This is a genomic window from Leptolyngbya sp. NIES-2104, from assembly GCF_001485215.1.
Classification (GTDB): Bacteria; Cyanobacteriota; Cyanobacteriia; order Leptolyngbyales; family Leptolyngbyaceae; genus Leptolyngbya.
The window spans coordinates 115,083-130,424 of record NZ_BBWW01000003.1 but is presented as its reverse complement, the minus strand read 5'-3'; the positions used below and the strand labels follow the sequence as shown (position 1 = coordinate 130,424).

General features: G+C 48.5%; 21 protein-coding genes. All 21 read right to left on the bottom strand.

The window, feature by feature from the left end; genetic code table 11:
* Positions 1-107: 107 nt before the first annotated feature.
* Complete coding sequence (locus NIES2104_RS29445) at positions 108-593, bottom strand: hypothetical protein (protein ID WP_059002526.1); 486 nt, start codon at positions 591-593, stop codon at positions 108-110.
* A 479-nt stretch (positions 594-1,072) separates the two neighbouring features.
* Positions 1,073-1,330 (bottom strand): hypothetical protein, encoded by a 258-nt coding sequence (locus NIES2104_RS29440; RefSeq protein WP_059002525.1) that lies wholly within the window; start codon positions 1,328-1,330, stop codon positions 1,073-1,075.
* Positions 1,331-1,336: 6 nt separating this feature from the next.
* On the bottom strand, positions 1,337-1,675 hold the full coding sequence (locus NIES2104_RS29435; RefSeq protein WP_059002524.1) for a hypothetical protein: 339 nt from the start codon (positions 1,673-1,675) through the stop codon (positions 1,337-1,339).
* Positions 1,676-1,677: 2 nt separating this feature from the next.
* Positions 1,678-1,965 carry a hypothetical protein gene (locus tag NIES2104_RS29430; protein WP_059002522.1) on the bottom strand — a complete coding sequence of 96 codons (288 nt, stop codon included), beginning with the start codon at positions 1,963-1,965 and terminating at the stop codon, positions 1,678-1,680.
* Positions 1,966-2,026: 61 nt separating this feature from the next.
* Positions 2,027-2,746, bottom strand: a complete 720-nt coding sequence (locus NIES2104_RS29425) for an AAA family ATPase (RefSeq protein WP_059002521.1) — start codon at positions 2,744-2,746, stop codon at positions 2,027-2,029.
* Between the two features lie 48 nt (positions 2,747-2,794).
* A complete protein-coding gene (locus NIES2104_RS29420) occupies positions 2,795-3,811 on the bottom strand; it encodes a Mu transposase C-terminal domain-containing protein (RefSeq protein WP_192843681.1) in 1,017 nt (338 codons plus the stop codon).
* Positions 3,739-5,478, bottom strand: a complete 1,740-nt coding sequence (locus NIES2104_RS29415) for a DDE-type integrase/transposase/recombinase (RefSeq protein ID WP_059002517.1) — start codon at positions 5,476-5,478, stop codon at positions 3,739-3,741. Before NIES2104_RS29415 ends, NIES2104_RS29420 begins: the two co-directional genes overlap by 73 nt.
* A gap of 15 nt (positions 5,479-5,493) precedes the next feature.
* On the bottom strand, positions 5,494-5,751 hold the full coding sequence (locus tag NIES2104_RS29410) for a hypothetical protein (protein WP_059002515.1): 258 nt from the start codon (positions 5,749-5,751) through the stop codon (positions 5,494-5,496).
* 40 nt (positions 5,752-5,791) lie between these two features.
* Entirely contained in the window at positions 5,792-6,169 is a 378-nt protein-coding gene (locus tag NIES2104_RS29405) for a hypothetical protein (RefSeq protein ID WP_059002513.1), read from the bottom strand.
* A 261-nt stretch (positions 6,170-6,430) separates the two neighbouring features.
* Complete coding sequence (locus NIES2104_RS33875) at positions 6,431-6,550, bottom strand: AraC family transcriptional regulator (protein WP_225895347.1); 120 nt, start codon at positions 6,548-6,550, stop codon at positions 6,431-6,433.
* A gap of 86 nt (positions 6,551-6,636) precedes the next feature.
* Positions 6,637-7,227 carry an FMN-dependent NADH-azoreductase gene (locus NIES2104_RS29400; protein ID WP_263971079.1) on the bottom strand — a complete coding sequence of 197 codons (591 nt, stop codon included), beginning with the start codon at positions 7,225-7,227 and terminating at the stop codon, positions 6,637-6,639.
* A gap of 55 nt (positions 7,228-7,282) precedes the next feature.
* Positions 7,283-7,360, bottom strand: coding sequence for an SDR family oxidoreductase (locus tag NIES2104_RS33870; RefSeq protein ID WP_072218286.1), 78 nt, complete (start codon positions 7,358-7,360; stop codon positions 7,283-7,285).
* Positions 7,361-7,375: 15 nt separating this feature from the next.
* Complete coding sequence (locus tag NIES2104_RS29395; protein WP_059002511.1) at positions 7,376-8,341, bottom strand: zinc-dependent alcohol dehydrogenase family protein; 966 nt, start codon at positions 8,339-8,341, stop codon at positions 7,376-7,378.
* 170 nt (positions 8,342-8,511) lie between these two features.
* Entirely contained in the window at positions 8,512-8,913 is a 402-nt protein-coding gene (locus tag NIES2104_RS29390; protein WP_059002509.1) for a RidA family protein, read from the bottom strand.
* Between the two features lie 80 nt (positions 8,914-8,993).
* Positions 8,994-9,959: an MBL fold metallo-hydrolase gene (locus tag NIES2104_RS29385; protein WP_059002507.1), complete on the bottom strand. Its 966-nt coding sequence runs from the start codon at positions 9,957-9,959 to the stop codon at positions 8,994-8,996.
* 38 nt (positions 9,960-9,997) lie between these two features.
* Complete coding sequence (locus NIES2104_RS29380) at positions 9,998-10,831, bottom strand: alpha/beta fold hydrolase (protein ID WP_059002506.1); 834 nt, start codon at positions 10,829-10,831, stop codon at positions 9,998-10,000.
* A gap of 59 nt (positions 10,832-10,890) precedes the next feature.
* On the bottom strand, positions 10,891-11,643 hold the full coding sequence (locus tag NIES2104_RS29375; protein WP_059002504.1) for a glucose 1-dehydrogenase: 753 nt from the start codon (positions 11,641-11,643) through the stop codon (positions 10,891-10,893).
* Between the two features lie 38 nt (positions 11,644-11,681).
* Positions 11,682-11,855 carry a BBE domain-containing protein gene (locus NIES2104_RS31130; RefSeq protein WP_082690182.1) on the bottom strand — a complete coding sequence of 58 codons (174 nt, stop codon included), beginning with the start codon at positions 11,853-11,855 and terminating at the stop codon, positions 11,682-11,684.
* Entirely contained in the window at positions 11,839-13,155 is a 1,317-nt protein-coding gene (locus NIES2104_RS29370; RefSeq protein WP_058999241.1) for an IS4 family transposase, read from the bottom strand. The genes NIES2104_RS31130 and NIES2104_RS29370 overlap by 17 nt, the downstream gene beginning before the upstream one ends.
* A gap of 128 nt (positions 13,156-13,283) precedes the next feature.
* Entirely contained in the window at positions 13,284-14,549 is a 1,266-nt protein-coding gene (locus NIES2104_RS29365; protein WP_202815241.1) for an FAD-binding oxidoreductase, read from the bottom strand.
* A gap of 75 nt (positions 14,550-14,624) precedes the next feature.
* Positions 14,625-15,101 (bottom strand): VOC family protein, encoded by a 477-nt coding sequence (locus NIES2104_RS29360; RefSeq protein ID WP_059002502.1) that lies wholly within the window; start codon positions 15,099-15,101, stop codon positions 14,625-14,627.
* Between the last annotated feature and the right edge of the window lie 241 nt (positions 15,102-15,342).

The following is a 15,342-nucleotide window of genomic DNA, read 5'->3' as shown; positions in this document are numbered from 1 at the left end:
AAGTTCTGTGCCACCAGTAAACGTAATCTTCCCATCCAAGATAGGGAAAGTAGCCATAATAGCTCTCCCAAATTTCAGGATTCGGTTCCTTGAACTGAATAATCATGTTATACGAGTAGCCACCCTTTCTTTGTACCTGTTTCTGTTTTTCCTTCATCTCGAAATTTTGGTGAATCGCAAGTTCCCTGCACACCGCTGTAGAAAGTAGGACGGGTATAGCTATTCCCATAGCTACCTAGAAAAGCCGCGTAATATTTTGTTAAGTGAAAACCGTTACTCGTTAGCCAACCAGCCGGATTACTCATTTGATAATAGTTATACGGTGGATTGACATTAGGCTTTGGATAATTGTAAGTACCACACGCTTCTGCTGTATTTGCAGCATACAAGTTTGTGTCATAGGTAACAGTTGTTTCAGATTTTGCGCTCGGTTTGTCGCCGAGCGCCTTAGTCTTTTTTGCGCGTTCACTAGCACGATCACGAAACTTTCTGAATCGAGGGTATTTTTGCGGCTCAACTTCAAATTTTCTGTCACCAAAATAAGTTTTTTTACTCATTAAAGCTTCAGTCAGTTCATTCTGATGAGCCACCATCTCTGTAGAGATCGATGTAATTCGAGATCTCGATCTATGTCAAACCCTATCTTTGACCTCGCTTACAATTTCCAAGTCTCAATCGCTATAACCTAGACGGGGCAGAATTTTGAGAATTTCTTGATTGTTCACTTTATATCCTTTCAAGCTCAACCGAGAAGGCTGGAAAGGCTTGATTTCTTGTTCGGTGTGAAATAGTTTTGACCCCTTGTGGCACGATCTCAGGTCGCTCAATCCCCTACGATGTCTAGCTCTTCAAGCACATTCAACTGGAACGTAGACCCAAAAGAGATCGAACTCTATCCCGAACTCTATCTGTTCGTTTCTAAGACTATCCCGAACCCTATCTTTCTCTATCTTGTGCGCTTTCTTGAACAGATAGACAGCTACGATTGCACTGATCGGATCACGATCGATCACCGAATGTGTCGCAGATGCTGATCCTTATTTTGATCACAGCTTGCTAACCCGTTCAAAGTTTATCCTTTTGCTTGATAGATTTGGTGCGTATTCGGATCGTAAAGAACTCCAGACGCGAACAGCAATGGCGCTTTCGCTCCAGTATTGCGGACCAGGCAATAGACATCTTCATTGCCTGCAAAATACGGATGGTACTGCTGTTGCAGCCGCAAATAGTCGAATCGATAAAGCTGTGACACAATTCGTCGAGCTAGCTCATTGCTCGTGTTGGAGCAGGCTTGCAGTTGACCAATGCTAGACGTTTGCAAGATTCGCATACTCGTTCACATCCGCCCCACCGTATTGCGAAAAGGCAGCGTGTTCTGATATCGTTTTACCGTTTTCACACTTGGAACTGGCGGCTTTAAGTCAACACGGTACAACCTAAGACTCTGATAGTAAGTCGGATGAACCCGGAAATGTGGCGGAGTACGATCGCCAAGCCGAGTCACAAAGCCTGCTTGCTCAAGGAGGGATAGCAGAACCAACGCATCAAACTCATCAAATCGACTCCAGAACTCCAGTTGCGTGGTACTGCATTGGTCAAGCCAGATATCGAGCCAGCAGGGTTGCTGATAAAATTGCTCTGGCGACTTAGAGTTGGAAGTAATCAGACTGCTCATAGTTACGATTCCATGGATGAGCTATATTCATCGATCGTTCTCCACTCGACTGCTTCAACGCCTTCAAATCCGAGCGATGCAAGATAAACAGGTAAAACGTTGAGCCATTCGCTCGACTGTTCGAGTAAGCTCTGAATGTGTTCGTCGTCCCAATCGAATTGTCCCCAGTACCCAGGCTCTACGATGCGCCTCTCGATCGTGATCCAGGTGGGAATCTCACTCGGCAATTGCGTGCATAAAAACACACCAATCAGGGATTGATCGATCAACGTTTGACGTTCGATATTCATGATGTTGCAGTGGCGAAGAGAATGCGGTTCCCTTGGAAAAGCGCTCTGCGCTTAACGCGCCTTAGTCGTCTTGATAGTCCACTTGCCGGGTAAAGAAGAAGGGCAGCCCTGCCCATTGCGTGGAATTGATGCTGTCCCATTTGTGGATGCGGGCAAAGGCTTCAATGCGGCTGAGTCCCACCGTGATTAAACGAATGCTTCCTTTGGCTGCTTTGTGTAGTTGTTCAAGCAAATCCGCTTGTACTTCAATCAGACACAGTTCCTGAGCAATCTTTTGGGTATCTTCGAGATCACAGGGCAAGAAGTTCACCCACTGTGAGATGCGTCCGGCAATAATCTTGCGTCGGGCAAGCTGCTTTTCGAGTTTGTGTGACCCAATCAACCACACTGGTAGCCCAGTCAAATCGTGAATATCTCGTACCGCATCGATCATGCGCGAGTTTTGAAACAGGTAGTCAGCTTCATCAATAAAAAGCGGACGCTGGCTCAGCTTTAATTGATCAACGATCGCTTGTAACATCTGGGCTGGATACCGTGGGGGTGCGATCGACAATTCTGCCAGCATTGCCATCAGCATGGTTGAGGGCGACCAGAGCGAAACGGCTCGCACATACACCCCATTTTCGCGATTGACTAGCCAAGCAGCGGCAGTGGTTTTGCCAAAGCCTGTGGGCGCGTAAATCAAACCCATTCTTGGAATTCCAACTTCGCGTTTGTGTGATTCCTGAAAGCCGCTCGACAAGCTGACAATGTTTTTCGTAGTAACAATTTTGTAGCGCATAGTTCTCATTTGAAATGATGTTTGATTGCAACGAACAACTCTAAACTTTCACTCTGATGCACTCAGCCAAATCTGAAACTGGTATTCTTCTGAGGAATTGGTATACGCTCTCAGAACACCCAATCCTTCAGGTTCACGAATGTAGTCGAGTAGCATTTGTTTATCCTGATTAGGAATTGCTTGATCATTACGCCATTGTTTGAGTGCCGCTTCGAGTAAAGGACGACGATCGATGATCGAACTTGTTGTAATTGTTTTCCCGTTGAGCCAATCCCAAAATCGCTGCTCTTCAAGTGGAGAAGCCGTCACCGCAGCCAGAAAGCCCTTCCCTTCAGTCGAATTGAACCGTTGTTTCACGATTTCTAATTCACTCGGTTCTAATTCTGGGCAAGGTTGCTGTTGTTGCCACCGCTCGACCCATTGCTCTAGTCCATAGCGCAACGATCTCTGCTGTTCCTGTTGAATCGCTTGCTGCTGAGATTGGGCTTCTAATCGCTTGAGTTCTTGATGGTAAGCTTCAAGGTCTATCATTGGTGGTTCACTATTTGAGGTAGGGTCAGCCGCTGAGATCGCCGCTGTTACTGCTTGAATTGCAGGATAATCGTGGAGTTGGGCGTTGATTGTTTGCTCTAATGCTTCGGCTGTCTGATCAATCAGTAGGTATGGGTCAGCCGCTAATTTGCGAAGAAGTGCTTTTCCACGCTTGCGAATTTGGTTGACCGATCGCAGTAGAACTTCATACAGATGTCTCGCTCGACTCGCAACCTGAGCTAAATCCACGTCATCTGCTTCCCGCCAGACGGTACAACAGATGAATTGACTCAGTTCAGCACTGGTGTACAGATAAACAGTGCGCGGCTCTCGTGGATTGAAGCAAACATAGACACTCTTGCCAATCCAAGTTGCCAGTTCTGCCGCAACATAAAGCCGTCCTCCGACCGAAATCCCTTGTCGCCCAACTTTTCGTAGTCCCGATTTCCCAGGTGCTGCCATCATGAGGAAATCGAGTTCACGCGGATTTTGGATGGTGCGCTGTGTCCAACCTTGACTCGTTGCTTCTGCCAACACTTCGAGCGGAGATTTGCCTTCAAGTCCAATTCCGGGTCGTCCGTGTGGACGTTGTTCATACTCAATGCACCAGAGATTGCACCAGCGCTGGAATTCGTCGATCGACATTGCGAGTTCAATGGCAGGACGATTCTCTGACGATCGTAGCGTTTGACGAGCAGCTTTGCTGTGCCAAAGGCAACGCTCACACTACGCCCGACAAAGAAGGGATTTTTAACCAAATCCCGATGCTGGAAAGTGCGATTGAAGCGTTCCACAAACGGCTTTTGCTCTGGATGTCCGGGCAGGCAGCGTAAATCTTCGGTTTCTACTCGTAAGTTCGCTAGAAAGCGCTGCACCCGACGACTGAGATACTCTTTGCCGTGGTCGGTGCGAATGTGGTCAGGCACGCCCCACTTGAGAATCGCGGAAGCGATCAGTAAACAAACCGCTTCCGCATCGGAGTGATGGGTGACATGTAGCATCACACGTCGAGTAAAGACATCAACGCAAGCAATCACAAAGGCGCGAGTTAACTGCACTGTTCCAGCAACTTCAGTCTTACAATTGATATCTACCCGCATCGAGTCAAGTTCCCAGACGTGATTGGGGTAGAACACCGATTGCGATCGCGATCCAAATGCGGGGCTGACTAATCCCTTAGCGCGGTCTGGAGCCATGAACAATGCCCACTCCTGCGGACGTTTCAGACGAAATCGTCGTAGCCAATCGCGTAATTGACCGAGTGAAATCTCACCGGGGTCTAACCCAAACTCAAGCTGCAAGATTTCATAGATTTGGCTTGCGCCCCAATGTTTTCCGCCTGCGGCAAGACAGGTTTTAATGGCAGCTTGAAGGTCAGAGTCTGCATCAATTCTGCCTGTGCCGCGACGATGCCCGTACTTGCCGCCGAGAGCTGTGATTTGATCGGCGGTACGACGTAGTTTCTGCTTGGCTTTGAGTGAACTGCGGGAGAGTTTGGGCAGAACCGCATAAACCCAATCGGGTAAGTCTAACTGTTGTTGATTATAAGCATCAACAAATGCAACATCTTGCTCTAACTTGGTTTTGGAGCGGGCAGGGTTGAACTCAGTTTCGTACAATCTCAGGATTGCTAACCAAGCATCAGTGCGATCGCTGATAGTTGTTTCAGGTCTCAATCCAAACCGAGATGATTGGGCTGTTGAGATCGGGTAAGATGTGGCAGAATTCTGCTCCTTTTGATCGTTACTCTCAGCTAAAGCAGTTTGTGTGATCGCAGGCAGACTGCTAAGCGCGTACTCATTACCACCTCCGCGCCCCTGACGTGGACGCGATTGCCAGCCTTCGAGTTTAGCTTTGCGAGTGACATTGTGTGGCGCAGTGGGCAGTCCAAGCAACCCAGCTAGATCAGTAGCGGAATACCATTGTTGCGCCTGCTGACGACGATCTCTGAACCGCTTCATGACACCCATAATGCTAGGATAGAGAATGACAACTGTACCTAATCGAGCGGTTGTAACCCAAGCTGTTGACCGCGTTCTTCCATTGACACACTGAACAGTTACATACAGCCGCACCCATGAGATCGCATTTTCTCTCAGCCCCACAACAACGTCTCGCATATCGAGTTCTGTGCGATTGAGATGATTTCTCTGCCAGTGCCGCTCCGACCAATCCAGATCATCTGCGATCGTATGAGTCATTAATTTTGCTTGAAGTTACTTCTGAAGACTGGAAAAGGGCTTACACTGAATCGTCTTCACATTCCGCAGATAGTTCAACTCAGGCTCGAAGTCAGTGGGACAGAGGACGTACACATCGTCTTGAGGTCGGCTAATGACCAAACGGTAAGCAGTTTTGATCACTTCGACTCTGGGAATCACTTGCGGATAGACTTGAGCCAAGGACGGAAAATTGAACAGTAAGAGTACGCCGAACAGAATTGTCGCTGAGATTGAAAAAAGCTTCCGATTCATTGGGAACCCCCTGATAAGTGTTTTAGTAAGCAAAGTCGAACTAACGTTGCATACACGCATATTGCCGTTGAATCCTGTTGTTTTTGTACACTTCTAGTGTTCCAGCTTGCTGACTATTCAGTGTTCCATCCCAAACCCAATATTCATAGTTGCTATTCTGAAACTTGTAAACTCGAACGCCTTCCGTGGCTCGGCTTGTTCCTCTTCCCAAGCTCAAATTTCCATTGGAACTGGTTGCGCGATAAAGGAGTTCTCCTGATGTTCTAGTTTTCCAGATGTTGACGTTGTATCCGCCTTCGCATTGCAAACTGAGAAGCAAACTAGCTGTGGAATCGGCTGATGCAGAGAGGGCGAAATGAGCGGTCGTGCTAGTTACCAAAGCCAGAAGAATTGCGGAACGAGTGAGGAATGCTTTCATGATGTTCTCTCTCAATATTTGAGTTGATAGGTTGAGTGATCGTCTTAGCTAAATCGTCAATGAAAGTTTTGAAGAGGAGTTTGGAATTTTCAGGGGTTGCAGCCCTAAAAATGCGTCCTCAATTATTGCCGGAGTAATCGTTTGCGATCGCTTGCCAATCTTTGTTGTTGTCCGTCTGATGGAAGCTGTATTGAATTCTTGTCTGATCTAACTTGAGCGTAATGATGGTCAACGCTCAACTTCTTTCAGATCCTTATGGGGTTAGCGAACCTGCTTGGAGGTCATTTCAGTGAGGTACTTGAACTGTTGCGTCAGATGGTTTTGACTGAAGAAACCGACTTGTAAGGCAATGTCTATGGTTTGCGAAGCAAGTTCCCCCAAAGTAATCGCTAAGTCCGTTTTCCGATAACATCAATATCGACTGATTCGCTGACTAGTGCTACCAGCCATTAACTAGCGCTTGAATTTTAGATTGTGCTTCGTCTAGCCCCCGTTTTCGCGCCTCCTCCCATATCTAGACCATTGGCGTGAATGAACTGAATGTCGCTCACACCGATGTATTGAAAAGCATACCGGAGCGCAGGTTCCTGACTATCCCATCCTTCGTAAGGAGACCCTGCTTCAAACTCAACACCTCGCGAGGTGATGAACAACACTTTTTTACCGTTCGCAAGTCCTTTGACTTGACCATCTTCCTCCGTGAATGTGCGACCCACACGAACCACTTGATCAATGTAGGCTTTGAAATTGGACGGAATGCTGAAGTTGTACATTGGCACACTGAAAACACACCGATCGGCTGCCAAAAACTCATTCACTAACTCATCAGAAAACTTCAGCAGTTCAGTCATTTCTGGAGTCAGTGCTTCTGGCGCAGTAAAAGAAGCCGCAATCCAGTCTTCGGTGACGTGAGGAACTGGCGTTTGTCTTAAATCACGATAGGTGATCACGTCATCACGATGTAGGTCTTGCCACGCATCGATAAACTTCTTTGCCAACTGGCGAGATTTGGAGCGATCTCCCCGTGGACTTGGATCAACATGCAGAATGCTTGCCATATTGCCTTAACCAGAAATTTCAATTGCCATCTAGACAGTAAGCCAGCAACTTAAGCTAACTCGCTGTATGTCCGCCATCGATTGCTAAAGACTGACCTGTGATGTAGCTCGTAGCATCAGAACATAGAAAAATAGCAGCGCGTTTTTATCACTCAGTCAATTGCAGGACAATCTTGCCTCGCATTCCTCCCTTTTCTAAACGTTGATGAGCTTGAACGATGTCGCTCCAAGGCAGAACTGAATCAATGACGGGTCGAATCTGGTCGCGTTCTATCAGGTTCCTCAGTGTGTCCAATTTGTCCCTATACTGAGGGCTGAACACGAAGTGAATCGTCAAATTCTTACCCCAAGCATCAAGCAGTGTTTGAGGAGTTGCAATATCGACGATTGTGACAAGTTTGCCAAATGGACGAATCACCTCTGAGCTACGTCCAATCGTATCGCCGCCAACTGTGTCTAAAACCAAATCAACACCGCGACCATTCGTTTCTCGCCCAATCACTTCGATATAATTTTCATGCTTGTAGTCGATGGGATAGTCTGCACCCAGCTTCTTAACGAAGTCAAAGTTTTCGGCACTGCATGTCGTAAATACATAAGCACCCATTGCTTTCGCCAGTTGAATTGCGATCGAACCAACGCCACCTGCTCCAGCATGAATGAGAACCGTCTCACCGACTTGTAAATTTCCTCTGGTTATCAGGCAGTCCCAGGCGGTTCCTCCTGCCAACGGCAAGCAAGCTGCCTCAACATGGGTCAAATTAATCGGCTTAACTGCAACAATGCTTTCCTCTTCAACGTGGTATTGAGCATAACTACCAAACTCGCCAAAAATCTGGGGTGAGTAGTAAACTTCATCTCCAACCTGGAAATGGGTGACTGCCTCTCCAATCGCTTCAATCACACCCGAAACGTCCACTCCGATAATTGCAGGGAGACGAACTAAATCTTTGTAGTCACCTCGACGAGTTTGATAATCAATGGGATTGAGCGAGGTTGCATATACTCTCACCAGAACTTGGGTCGCTTTTGGAACTGGCTTCGGGATGGTTTGAAATTCAAACACCTCAGCGCTACCAAAAGCGGTCAGTACCGCAGCTTTCATGTACTCCATATCAGCCTCCTTGGGGACACTTTGTTTTGCTAAAATACATCCTGATTTTTGCAGATCATTTACGCCGCGCTGCTGGTTTCATCCTTCATAGTTGTCTGAGCGCGATCGCCGCGTTTGCCTCTAATAAAATTGCTTTATTTTGCTCTGACATCTGAGTCTCTCCATCGGTTTTAGCTCGTGATTGCAGTCACGCGGATCTCAATCCGCATTGTTGGGAGTCCAAGCGCTGCAACTCCTACCTGTGTCCAAATTGGGGCGTGGTTAGGCATGTAATGACGAAATAGCTTGACCATCACATCGTTAACCTCCGAAGGAAACCCGCCAACATGGTAAGAATTAACGTGGACAACATGCTCCCAACCCGCATCAGCAGTCGCCAAGGTTCGCTCTACGTTCCGAAATGCCTGAGCAATTTCGTCCGCAAGCAATTCGGGAATTTGTAGATCGTCATCCCAGCCGCCTTGTCCTGATGTCTCCACTCGATCGCCAATTTTTACGGCTTGCGAGAAATGCAATTCATTCAGCATGTATTCGCCATAACCGGGAGTAACAAAAAACTTGGGCTGATTCATGGTGTTCCTTTATATAGTACGTTTGACTGTGGTGCGATCGCAACTATCATCAAGTTGCTAAAATGATTGCTATGAATCCTTTAGGGTTCACGCCAGCGGTAATCCACTGGCACCCAGGCATAACCTTGATCTGCTGCTCGAAGGTGTCCAACGCCAGGAAAGGGCAAATGTGCGCCTGCTATCAAAATTCGGGATGCTTCTGCTCTCGCAAACTGTTTTTTGCGTTGTGCCGCAGCAGCATTGGCATCGACATCATAAGCAACTGTAACTTCTGGCTTGGGAAATTGTACCGAAGCAAAGTGAACAATATCGCCCCAAAACTCGATGCTCTCGCCCTTGCTTGCCGCCACGTAGCAGCTATGACCAGGAGTGTGTCCGGGTGTGGGATGCGCGGTGATTCCCGGTAGCAGGGCTGTCTTGCCAGAAAACGATTTCACCTTGCCTGCATCTAAATAAGGTTTGACCGTTTTCGCGGCTTCGTCAAAGTACTTTTTGGCAACGTTGAAGCGCGTGGCATTCGCTCGATCAAACCAGAAATCGACATCTGGCTTGCCAACATAGAGCGTGGCGGCAGGAAACACCCGTTGACCCGCTTCGACCAGCCCCCCACTATGATCCGTATGAATATGAGTCAGGAGGATTGCATCAATCTCGTTAGGCGTGTAGCCTGCTGCCTTTAACGATGTTTGAAGCTTGCCGCCCAGTTTTGGACCAAAAAAGGTTCCGGCTCCCGTGTCCACGAGTACTTGTCGATCTCCAGTGTCGATCAAGAAAGCATTAATCGATGCCTCGACAGGATTAGTCAGAAAGTTTTTCTGAAGCAGGCGATCGGTTTCTGTTGGGTTCGTATTCGACAGCAGCGTATGGAGATCCTGGGGGAGTGTGCCGTCGCTCAGGACTGTAATTGTGAAATCACCTAACTTGAATGGATAGACACCTGGCACTTGAGCGATCTCACTTTTTCCCAATGATACTGCTGGAAAAAGACAAGAGGTCACAATCGTTAGCACTGTGGTTGCAACCGCTATCATCAGTCTAGAAAACATATGAGAACCCTCTTAGCAATAAAGGACTCGATAGATAATCACCCCTGAAGAAAGTTCAATAACAAGGGATTGACCTGATCAGCGTGAGTCCAGTTAATAGCGTGCGGTCCGTCAGGAATGACCACAAGTTGACTGTTTTTAATCAGCTTCGGGAGTCTTGCTGCGGTGGACTCAAGTGGCAAAATGCGATCGGCATCACCATGAATGATCAGAGTTGGAACATCAATGCGGGGCAGATCATTGCGGAAATCGGTGAGCCAGGACGGGACACAATCTAAAGTCGCTTTCGCAGAAGACCCTACCGCCACATTCCAACTTGCCTGAATTGCTTCATTGCTAATCCGCTTACCCAGCAACACATCCACATTGAAGAACGCTTTGAAAAATTCAGAAAAGTAAGCGGGACGGTCTTCAATGATCGCTTTCATAATGTCATCGAAAACGCTTCGATCGACACCTTCAGGATTCTCGTCGGTCTTCAGTAGGAAGGGCGGCACTGGAGCCATCAGTACGGCTTTCTGCACCCGCTCTGAGCCATATTTGCCAAGATAGCGCGTGACTTCGCCTGTTCCCATTGAGAAGCCGACTAACACAGCGTCATGCAAGTCAAGTTTGGTTATCAGCACGTTCAAATCTGCTGCAAAGGTATCGTAGTCATAGCCGAATGAGGGTTGGCTAGAAGCACCAAATCCTCTGCGATCGTAGGTAATCACTCGATACCCCGCATTTAGCAGCACTAAGACCTGTTTTTCCCAGGAATGACCGTTGAGGGGAAATCCATGAATCAGAACAAGCGGTTGACCTGTCCCAAGATCTTCGTAGTAGAGATCAATCGTTGCAGAATTTTCTTGACCGACAGTAACGTAAGGCATTGCAATCTCCTATGAATGTTGAATTTGAATGGTTAGCTGGCTGTGGACACAGCACTCATTTAGATTTGTGCCATGCCACCATCGACGAATAGCTCAATGCCGTTGACAAAGCTGCTGTCATCGGAAGCGAGAAAGACAACGGCTTTGGCGATCTCGTCGGGCGTACCAACTCGTCCCAATGGAATATTTTTAGCTTGGCTCTCCACAAATTCTTTCGCCTGCTCTTCACTGAATCCAAATTGATCGTAACCAGGAGTCGGAGTGACACCAGGACTGATCGCATTCACCCGGATTTTGCGGTCTTTAAGGTCGAGTGTCCAGCTGCGGGCAAACGATCGCACGGCAGCTTTAGTCGCGCCATACACGCTGAAGGCTGGGGTACCCATGATGGAATTAGTTGAGGCATTCAAGATGATGGAAGCGCCTTCTGGTATCAGCGGCAGTGCCTTCTGCACCGTGAAAAGTAGACCTTTGACATTGATGTTGAAGGTTTTATCAAAGTGTTCTTCGGTGATCGATCCGAGCGGGAGGGGTTGTCCAACGCCAGCATTCGCAAAGATTACATCCAGGCGACCTTGCTCTTGCTTGATCGTGGCGTAAAGTCGATCGAGGTCTGCCAGATTTGAGACATCGCCCTGAATGCCCATGACGTTCTTACCAATCTCGTTGACAGCCGCATCCAGTTCAGTCTGACGACGACCCGTGATAAAGACATAGGCACCTTCGGCAACAAATTGCTTAGCAGTGGCAAGCCCAATACCACTGTTGCCACCCGTAACGAGGGCAACTTTTCCTGAGAGTTTTTGTGACATGGTGTTCTCCTGGTTCAGTTTAGGGATGACAAATTTGATTACGGTGCGAGATGTCCCATCGTCGATCGGAAGACATCATCTGGATCGTATTTATGCTTAAGATCGAGCAAGCGCTCATAGTTCGACCCGAAGGCAAGCCGAACGCGCTCCTGTTCTTGCTCATCTAGAAGATTGATGTATCCCCCTTTGAAAGCGCTACCCTGTACACACATCTTGTGCTAACCTCCATCCTTGAAAAATCGATTCAAACTGTTGGAGTCCGCGTAGCATCGTGGCAATTCCAGGCGGGGACTGGCTTTGATAGCCTGACCATCCTCCCAAACGGGCAATGCACCACGCTGCCCAAGCCAGCGTCATCGGTGGATGCGGATTTTGCTGCTTGGCTGTGTGTCCAGAAAGCTTGGGTGCAATCTGAGCTAAACACTGCTGCTGTGGCTCCGACAGTACGCGATGAGCAGGCTGAGTTTGGTCTTGGCGACCTTCGACTAACTGAAGCACTCGCAGCGCCACAGAGAGCGCCATCACGCACAAACACTGGATCGCTTTGCCCGATTCGAGTTGAGTCTCTTCGATCTGGAGTCCGGGTTGTTTGAGTACCGTAAAGAGTTGTTCAATCCACCAGCGCCACCGATACCACTCAATGATTTGTAAGGCTTGCTCAAAGCAAACCACCGGATGCGTGGTGAGTAAGCGCCAGTGGATAGCAGATTGTCCAGCAGGCGGTTGGATTTCTTGAGCTTCCACCGCATACAAGCGAGTGGAAGGTGGGTACTCGCTACCGTGTAATCGGGCAGGTCGTTGCAGATGTACCGAAGCACACCGCACGGCGATCCAGGCTTCTCGCGCTTTGCGCCCTTGTCGCGGATCAGCAGCAATCTTTAGATTGTACGTGCCTTCACACGGTTGCTGACTCAAGTAGTCAAACAACATCAACTCCTGATTCGCAAGGGTGCGATCTTGGCAAGCCCGAATTAACAAATGCGTCTTTTCGGTTGTAACCGTACTCCACACCTCATAGATATCGGATTCACTGTCGCCGATATCCGTCACCTCGGTGGCAGTTTGCAGCGCTGACTTGCTTGCTGTCGCGGCTTTGACCCACTTGTACGATTCCTTGTCCTCAATCGCTAACTGTTTGTACTTGCGACTGCGCTTATCGAGTCGTTCAGTCGGACGATGCCAGACTTGCACCGCACTGAGTCCGAGTGGAAATCCACTTCCCGCATTTAACACTAAGGTCGGATGGATATAGAATCCGAGTTCTTCGTGATTGCCCACCCACCCGATGTCATCGGGTTTCAGTCGTCCCGCGTTCGCGCTTAAGTTAATCTCACTCGTGTCACTGATGGCGAGGACATGCTGCCCTTCAACTTGCTGCTCACACTGTTCAGCAAGGCTTTTGACTAACTCTCCAACACTCACCGCTTCATTCTCCAAAAATCGGTAGTATCCCACCTGTTCCGCTCGACTTGCACTAATCTGCCGGATGTTCACCGATTCGTGGGCGCACATCGATTCGTACAATGCCGCCCCCTTTTTTCCAACCGCACATCGCCAAATGCGGCTCCTCGTGTCTGTCGAGCATGAATCAGAATTGGGTTCTCCATTAGTCTTCTCGCTGAAATTTGATCATTTGTAGTTTAAGCCGAGTTGTGTGTACAGGGTAGTTTGAAAGCGTAGGGTGCTAGTGCCTGTGAGATGTGCTGTACCCATTGGATATACCGCTGCTCGTCGTCCTGTGGCTCCCAAGCTGCAATTAGCTCAACCATCAGATGATCCTGCCGCAGTGCAAAAGCAGTCTCGGACACACCAACGCGACTTGCAGCCCCATGAAAGTGATGGATGTTAATCGCTGAGAATGGAGAGGGTAATGGTAGCCCCTGTTCAATCAGTGCCTCGATCGTCTCTGTTTGTAGACCTTGAAGTGATCGGGTTTGGAGGTAGCCATGGCGACCTTTCGGGGTATACGCATCTTGGCTGTGAATCAGTTCGTAATACGAGATGGGTTGCATCTGATCGACCAGTACGGTGCCAAAGGTTCGCAGGGGTGCGATAGCTTGTTCACCCGCTTCAATAGAACCACAGTAGGTGGGTGAGAGAAACAGCATCGTCTGACCATCGGGTGTCTGAAGGAACCCAGACCGAATTGTCAATTCATCGGGTGCTGTTGCGATGAACTCGTTGAAACGGTGTAGCACTTCTCTCACCTGCTCCAAAGGATAGAGCAGTAAACCCGATAACACGGTTGTGAGCGGATGCAGGCGAAACTCCAGGGAAACAACGACACCAAAATTGCCACCACCACCGCGCAGTCCCCAGAGTAGGTCGGCGTTTTCCTCGGCGTTTGCGGTGATAAGCTGCCCATCAGCAGTGACCACTTGTGCCGACAGCAAATTATCAGCAGCCAGTCCATAAGCACCGTTGAGAGGACCATAGCTGCCCCCCAGAGTCAGTCCGGTCATGCCCACGCTAGAGATTGTTCCTGTGGCGGTTGCTAACCCGTATTGCTGTGCTGCTTCAATCAGGTCGCTAGCTGTTGCTCCAGCTTGAATCTGAGCTGTGCGCGTATCTGGGTCAACGGTGACGGCTCGCATCTGGGACAGATCGATCACCACACCATTCTCGATCAGCGATCGTCCAAAAATCTCATGTCCAGCACCTCGAACCGAGAGAGGTAGATTATGCGATCGTGTCCAGCGAATCGTATGAATCACATCTTGTACCGTGAGACACTGAGCGACCCTTGCGGTATCTGCGGAGCAGCGCGCAGCGGGTTGTGTCTTCACCTTGCCATTCCAGAGTTGACGCACCGGTTCATAATCAGCATCTTGAGGGAGAAAAAGCTGTCCTGTGAGCAGTGCTGCGAGATCGTTGAAAGCAGCACTGTGACGGTATGTAGTTGTCATGATTTCTCCTTTTCAGTGGTATTGGCGATCGCAGGTCTTGTAGACTCGTGAGCCATGATGGATTTCCTCCAGGAATCACTGTGCAGAATCTTTCAAAGGAGTGACAAATTCAATGAGATTGCCGTTATTGTCCTTCACCAAACAGAGCCGAATTCCAGGACCAGGGTAGCTGCCCAATTCAACAAAGGTTGGCACACCCCGTCGATTCAATTCAGCCAGTAACGCATCCACGTCATCAACACGGAAACAAAAATGTCCAATGCCACTCGCGCGCAATCCTTCACCCAGGTCTTTAGCTTCGGGCATCCCAGAGCGTGACTGAGTGCTGCCGATAATTTCGATCCGAAATCCGTAGACTTGCAAATAAGCCAGTTTCATGTCGGGGAAGACATCAAAAAATGTCCATTCTCGCTCGATCGTCGCATCTAGCTTTTCTTGATACCACTGAAGCGTTTCCTCATAGTTCGGTACATTCAAGCAAACATGATCGATTTGCATCGAATTCAGAGGATTTGAGCCTAGAGTTGAAGATGTTTGAGTTGAAATTGTCATTTGAATCTCCTGTAATTGTGAATGTTCCAGATACCTCAGAGTCTTACCGTGTGAGCGAACGGGGTGCGAGATGTCCGATCGTCGATCGAAAAGACACGATCAGGCAGCTTCAGAGGCAACTTCCTGTAGCATTTCAGCGATTTTTGATCAAAATCCTTGAAATACAGTTGATGTAAGCATTTCAGCGATTTTTCTCGTTATTTCCCAACAGGTCTAGTATTAGCTGGCTCTAAATTGATTT

What these genes read in the sequence shown, in the direction of transcription:
- NIES2104_RS29445 (WP_059002526.1), bottom strand. Translation starts at nt 593, where the DNA reads ATGGTGGCTCATCAGAATGAACTGACTGAAGCTTTAATGAGTAAAAAA.
- NIES2104_RS29440 (WP_059002525.1), bottom strand. Translation starts at nt 1,330, where the DNA reads ATGCGAATCTTGCAAACGTCTAGCATTGGTCAACTGCAAGCCTGCTCC.
- NIES2104_RS29435 (WP_059002524.1), bottom strand. Translation starts at nt 1,675, where the DNA reads ATGAGCAGTCTGATTACTTCCAACTCTAAGTCGCCAGAGCAATTTTAT.
- NIES2104_RS29430 (WP_059002522.1), bottom strand. Translation starts at nt 1,965, where the DNA reads ATGAATATCGAACGTCAAACGTTGATCGATCAATCCCTGATTGGTGTG.
- NIES2104_RS29425 (WP_059002521.1), bottom strand. Translation starts at nt 2,746, where the DNA reads ATGCGCTACAAAATTGTTACTACGAAAAACATTGTCAGCTTGTCGAGC.
- NIES2104_RS29415 (WP_059002517.1), bottom strand. Translation starts at nt 5,478, where the DNA reads ATGACTCATACGATCGCAGATGATCTGGATTGGTCGGAGCGGCACTGG.
- NIES2104_RS29410 (WP_059002515.1), bottom strand. Translation starts at nt 5,751, where the DNA reads ATGAATCGGAAGCTTTTTTCAATCTCAGCGACAATTCTGTTCGGCGTA.
- NIES2104_RS29405 (WP_059002513.1), bottom strand. Translation starts at nt 6,169, where the DNA reads ATGAAAGCATTCCTCACTCGTTCCGCAATTCTTCTGGCTTTGGTAACT.
- NIES2104_RS29400 (WP_263971079.1), bottom strand. Translation starts at nt 7,227, where the DNA reads ATGGCAAGCATTCTGCATGTTGATCCAAGTCCACGGGGAGATCGCTCC.
- NIES2104_RS29395 (WP_059002511.1), bottom strand. Translation starts at nt 8,341, where the DNA reads ATGGAGTACATGAAAGCTGCGGTACTGACCGCTTTTGGTAGCGCTGAG.
- NIES2104_RS29390 (WP_059002509.1), bottom strand. Translation starts at nt 8,913, where the DNA reads ATGAATCAGCCCAAGTTTTTTGTTACTCCCGGTTATGGCGAATACATG.
- NIES2104_RS29385 (WP_059002507.1), bottom strand. Translation starts at nt 9,959, where the DNA reads ATGTTTTCTAGACTGATGATAGCGGTTGCAACCACAGTGCTAACGATT.
- NIES2104_RS29380 (WP_059002506.1), bottom strand. Translation starts at nt 10,831, where the DNA reads ATGCCTTACGTTACTGTCGGTCAAGAAAATTCTGCAACGATTGATCTC.
- NIES2104_RS29375 (WP_059002504.1), bottom strand. Translation starts at nt 11,643, where the DNA reads ATGTCACAAAAACTCTCAGGAAAAGTTGCCCTCGTTACGGGTGGCAAC.
- NIES2104_RS31130 (WP_082690182.1), bottom strand. Translation starts at nt 11,855, where the DNA reads ATGTGTGTACAGGGTAGCGCTTTCAAAGGGGGATACATCAATCTTCTA.
- NIES2104_RS29370 (WP_058999241.1), bottom strand. Translation starts at nt 13,155, where the DNA reads ATGTGCGCCCACGAATCGGTGAACATCCGGCAGATTAGTGCAAGTCGA.
- NIES2104_RS29365 (WP_202815241.1), bottom strand. Translation starts at nt 14,549, where the DNA reads ATGACAACTACATACCGTCACAGTGCTGCTTTCAACGATCTCGCAGCA.
- NIES2104_RS29360 (WP_059002502.1), bottom strand. Translation starts at nt 15,101, where the DNA reads ATGACAATTTCAACTCAAACATCTTCAACTCTAGGCTCAAATCCTCTG.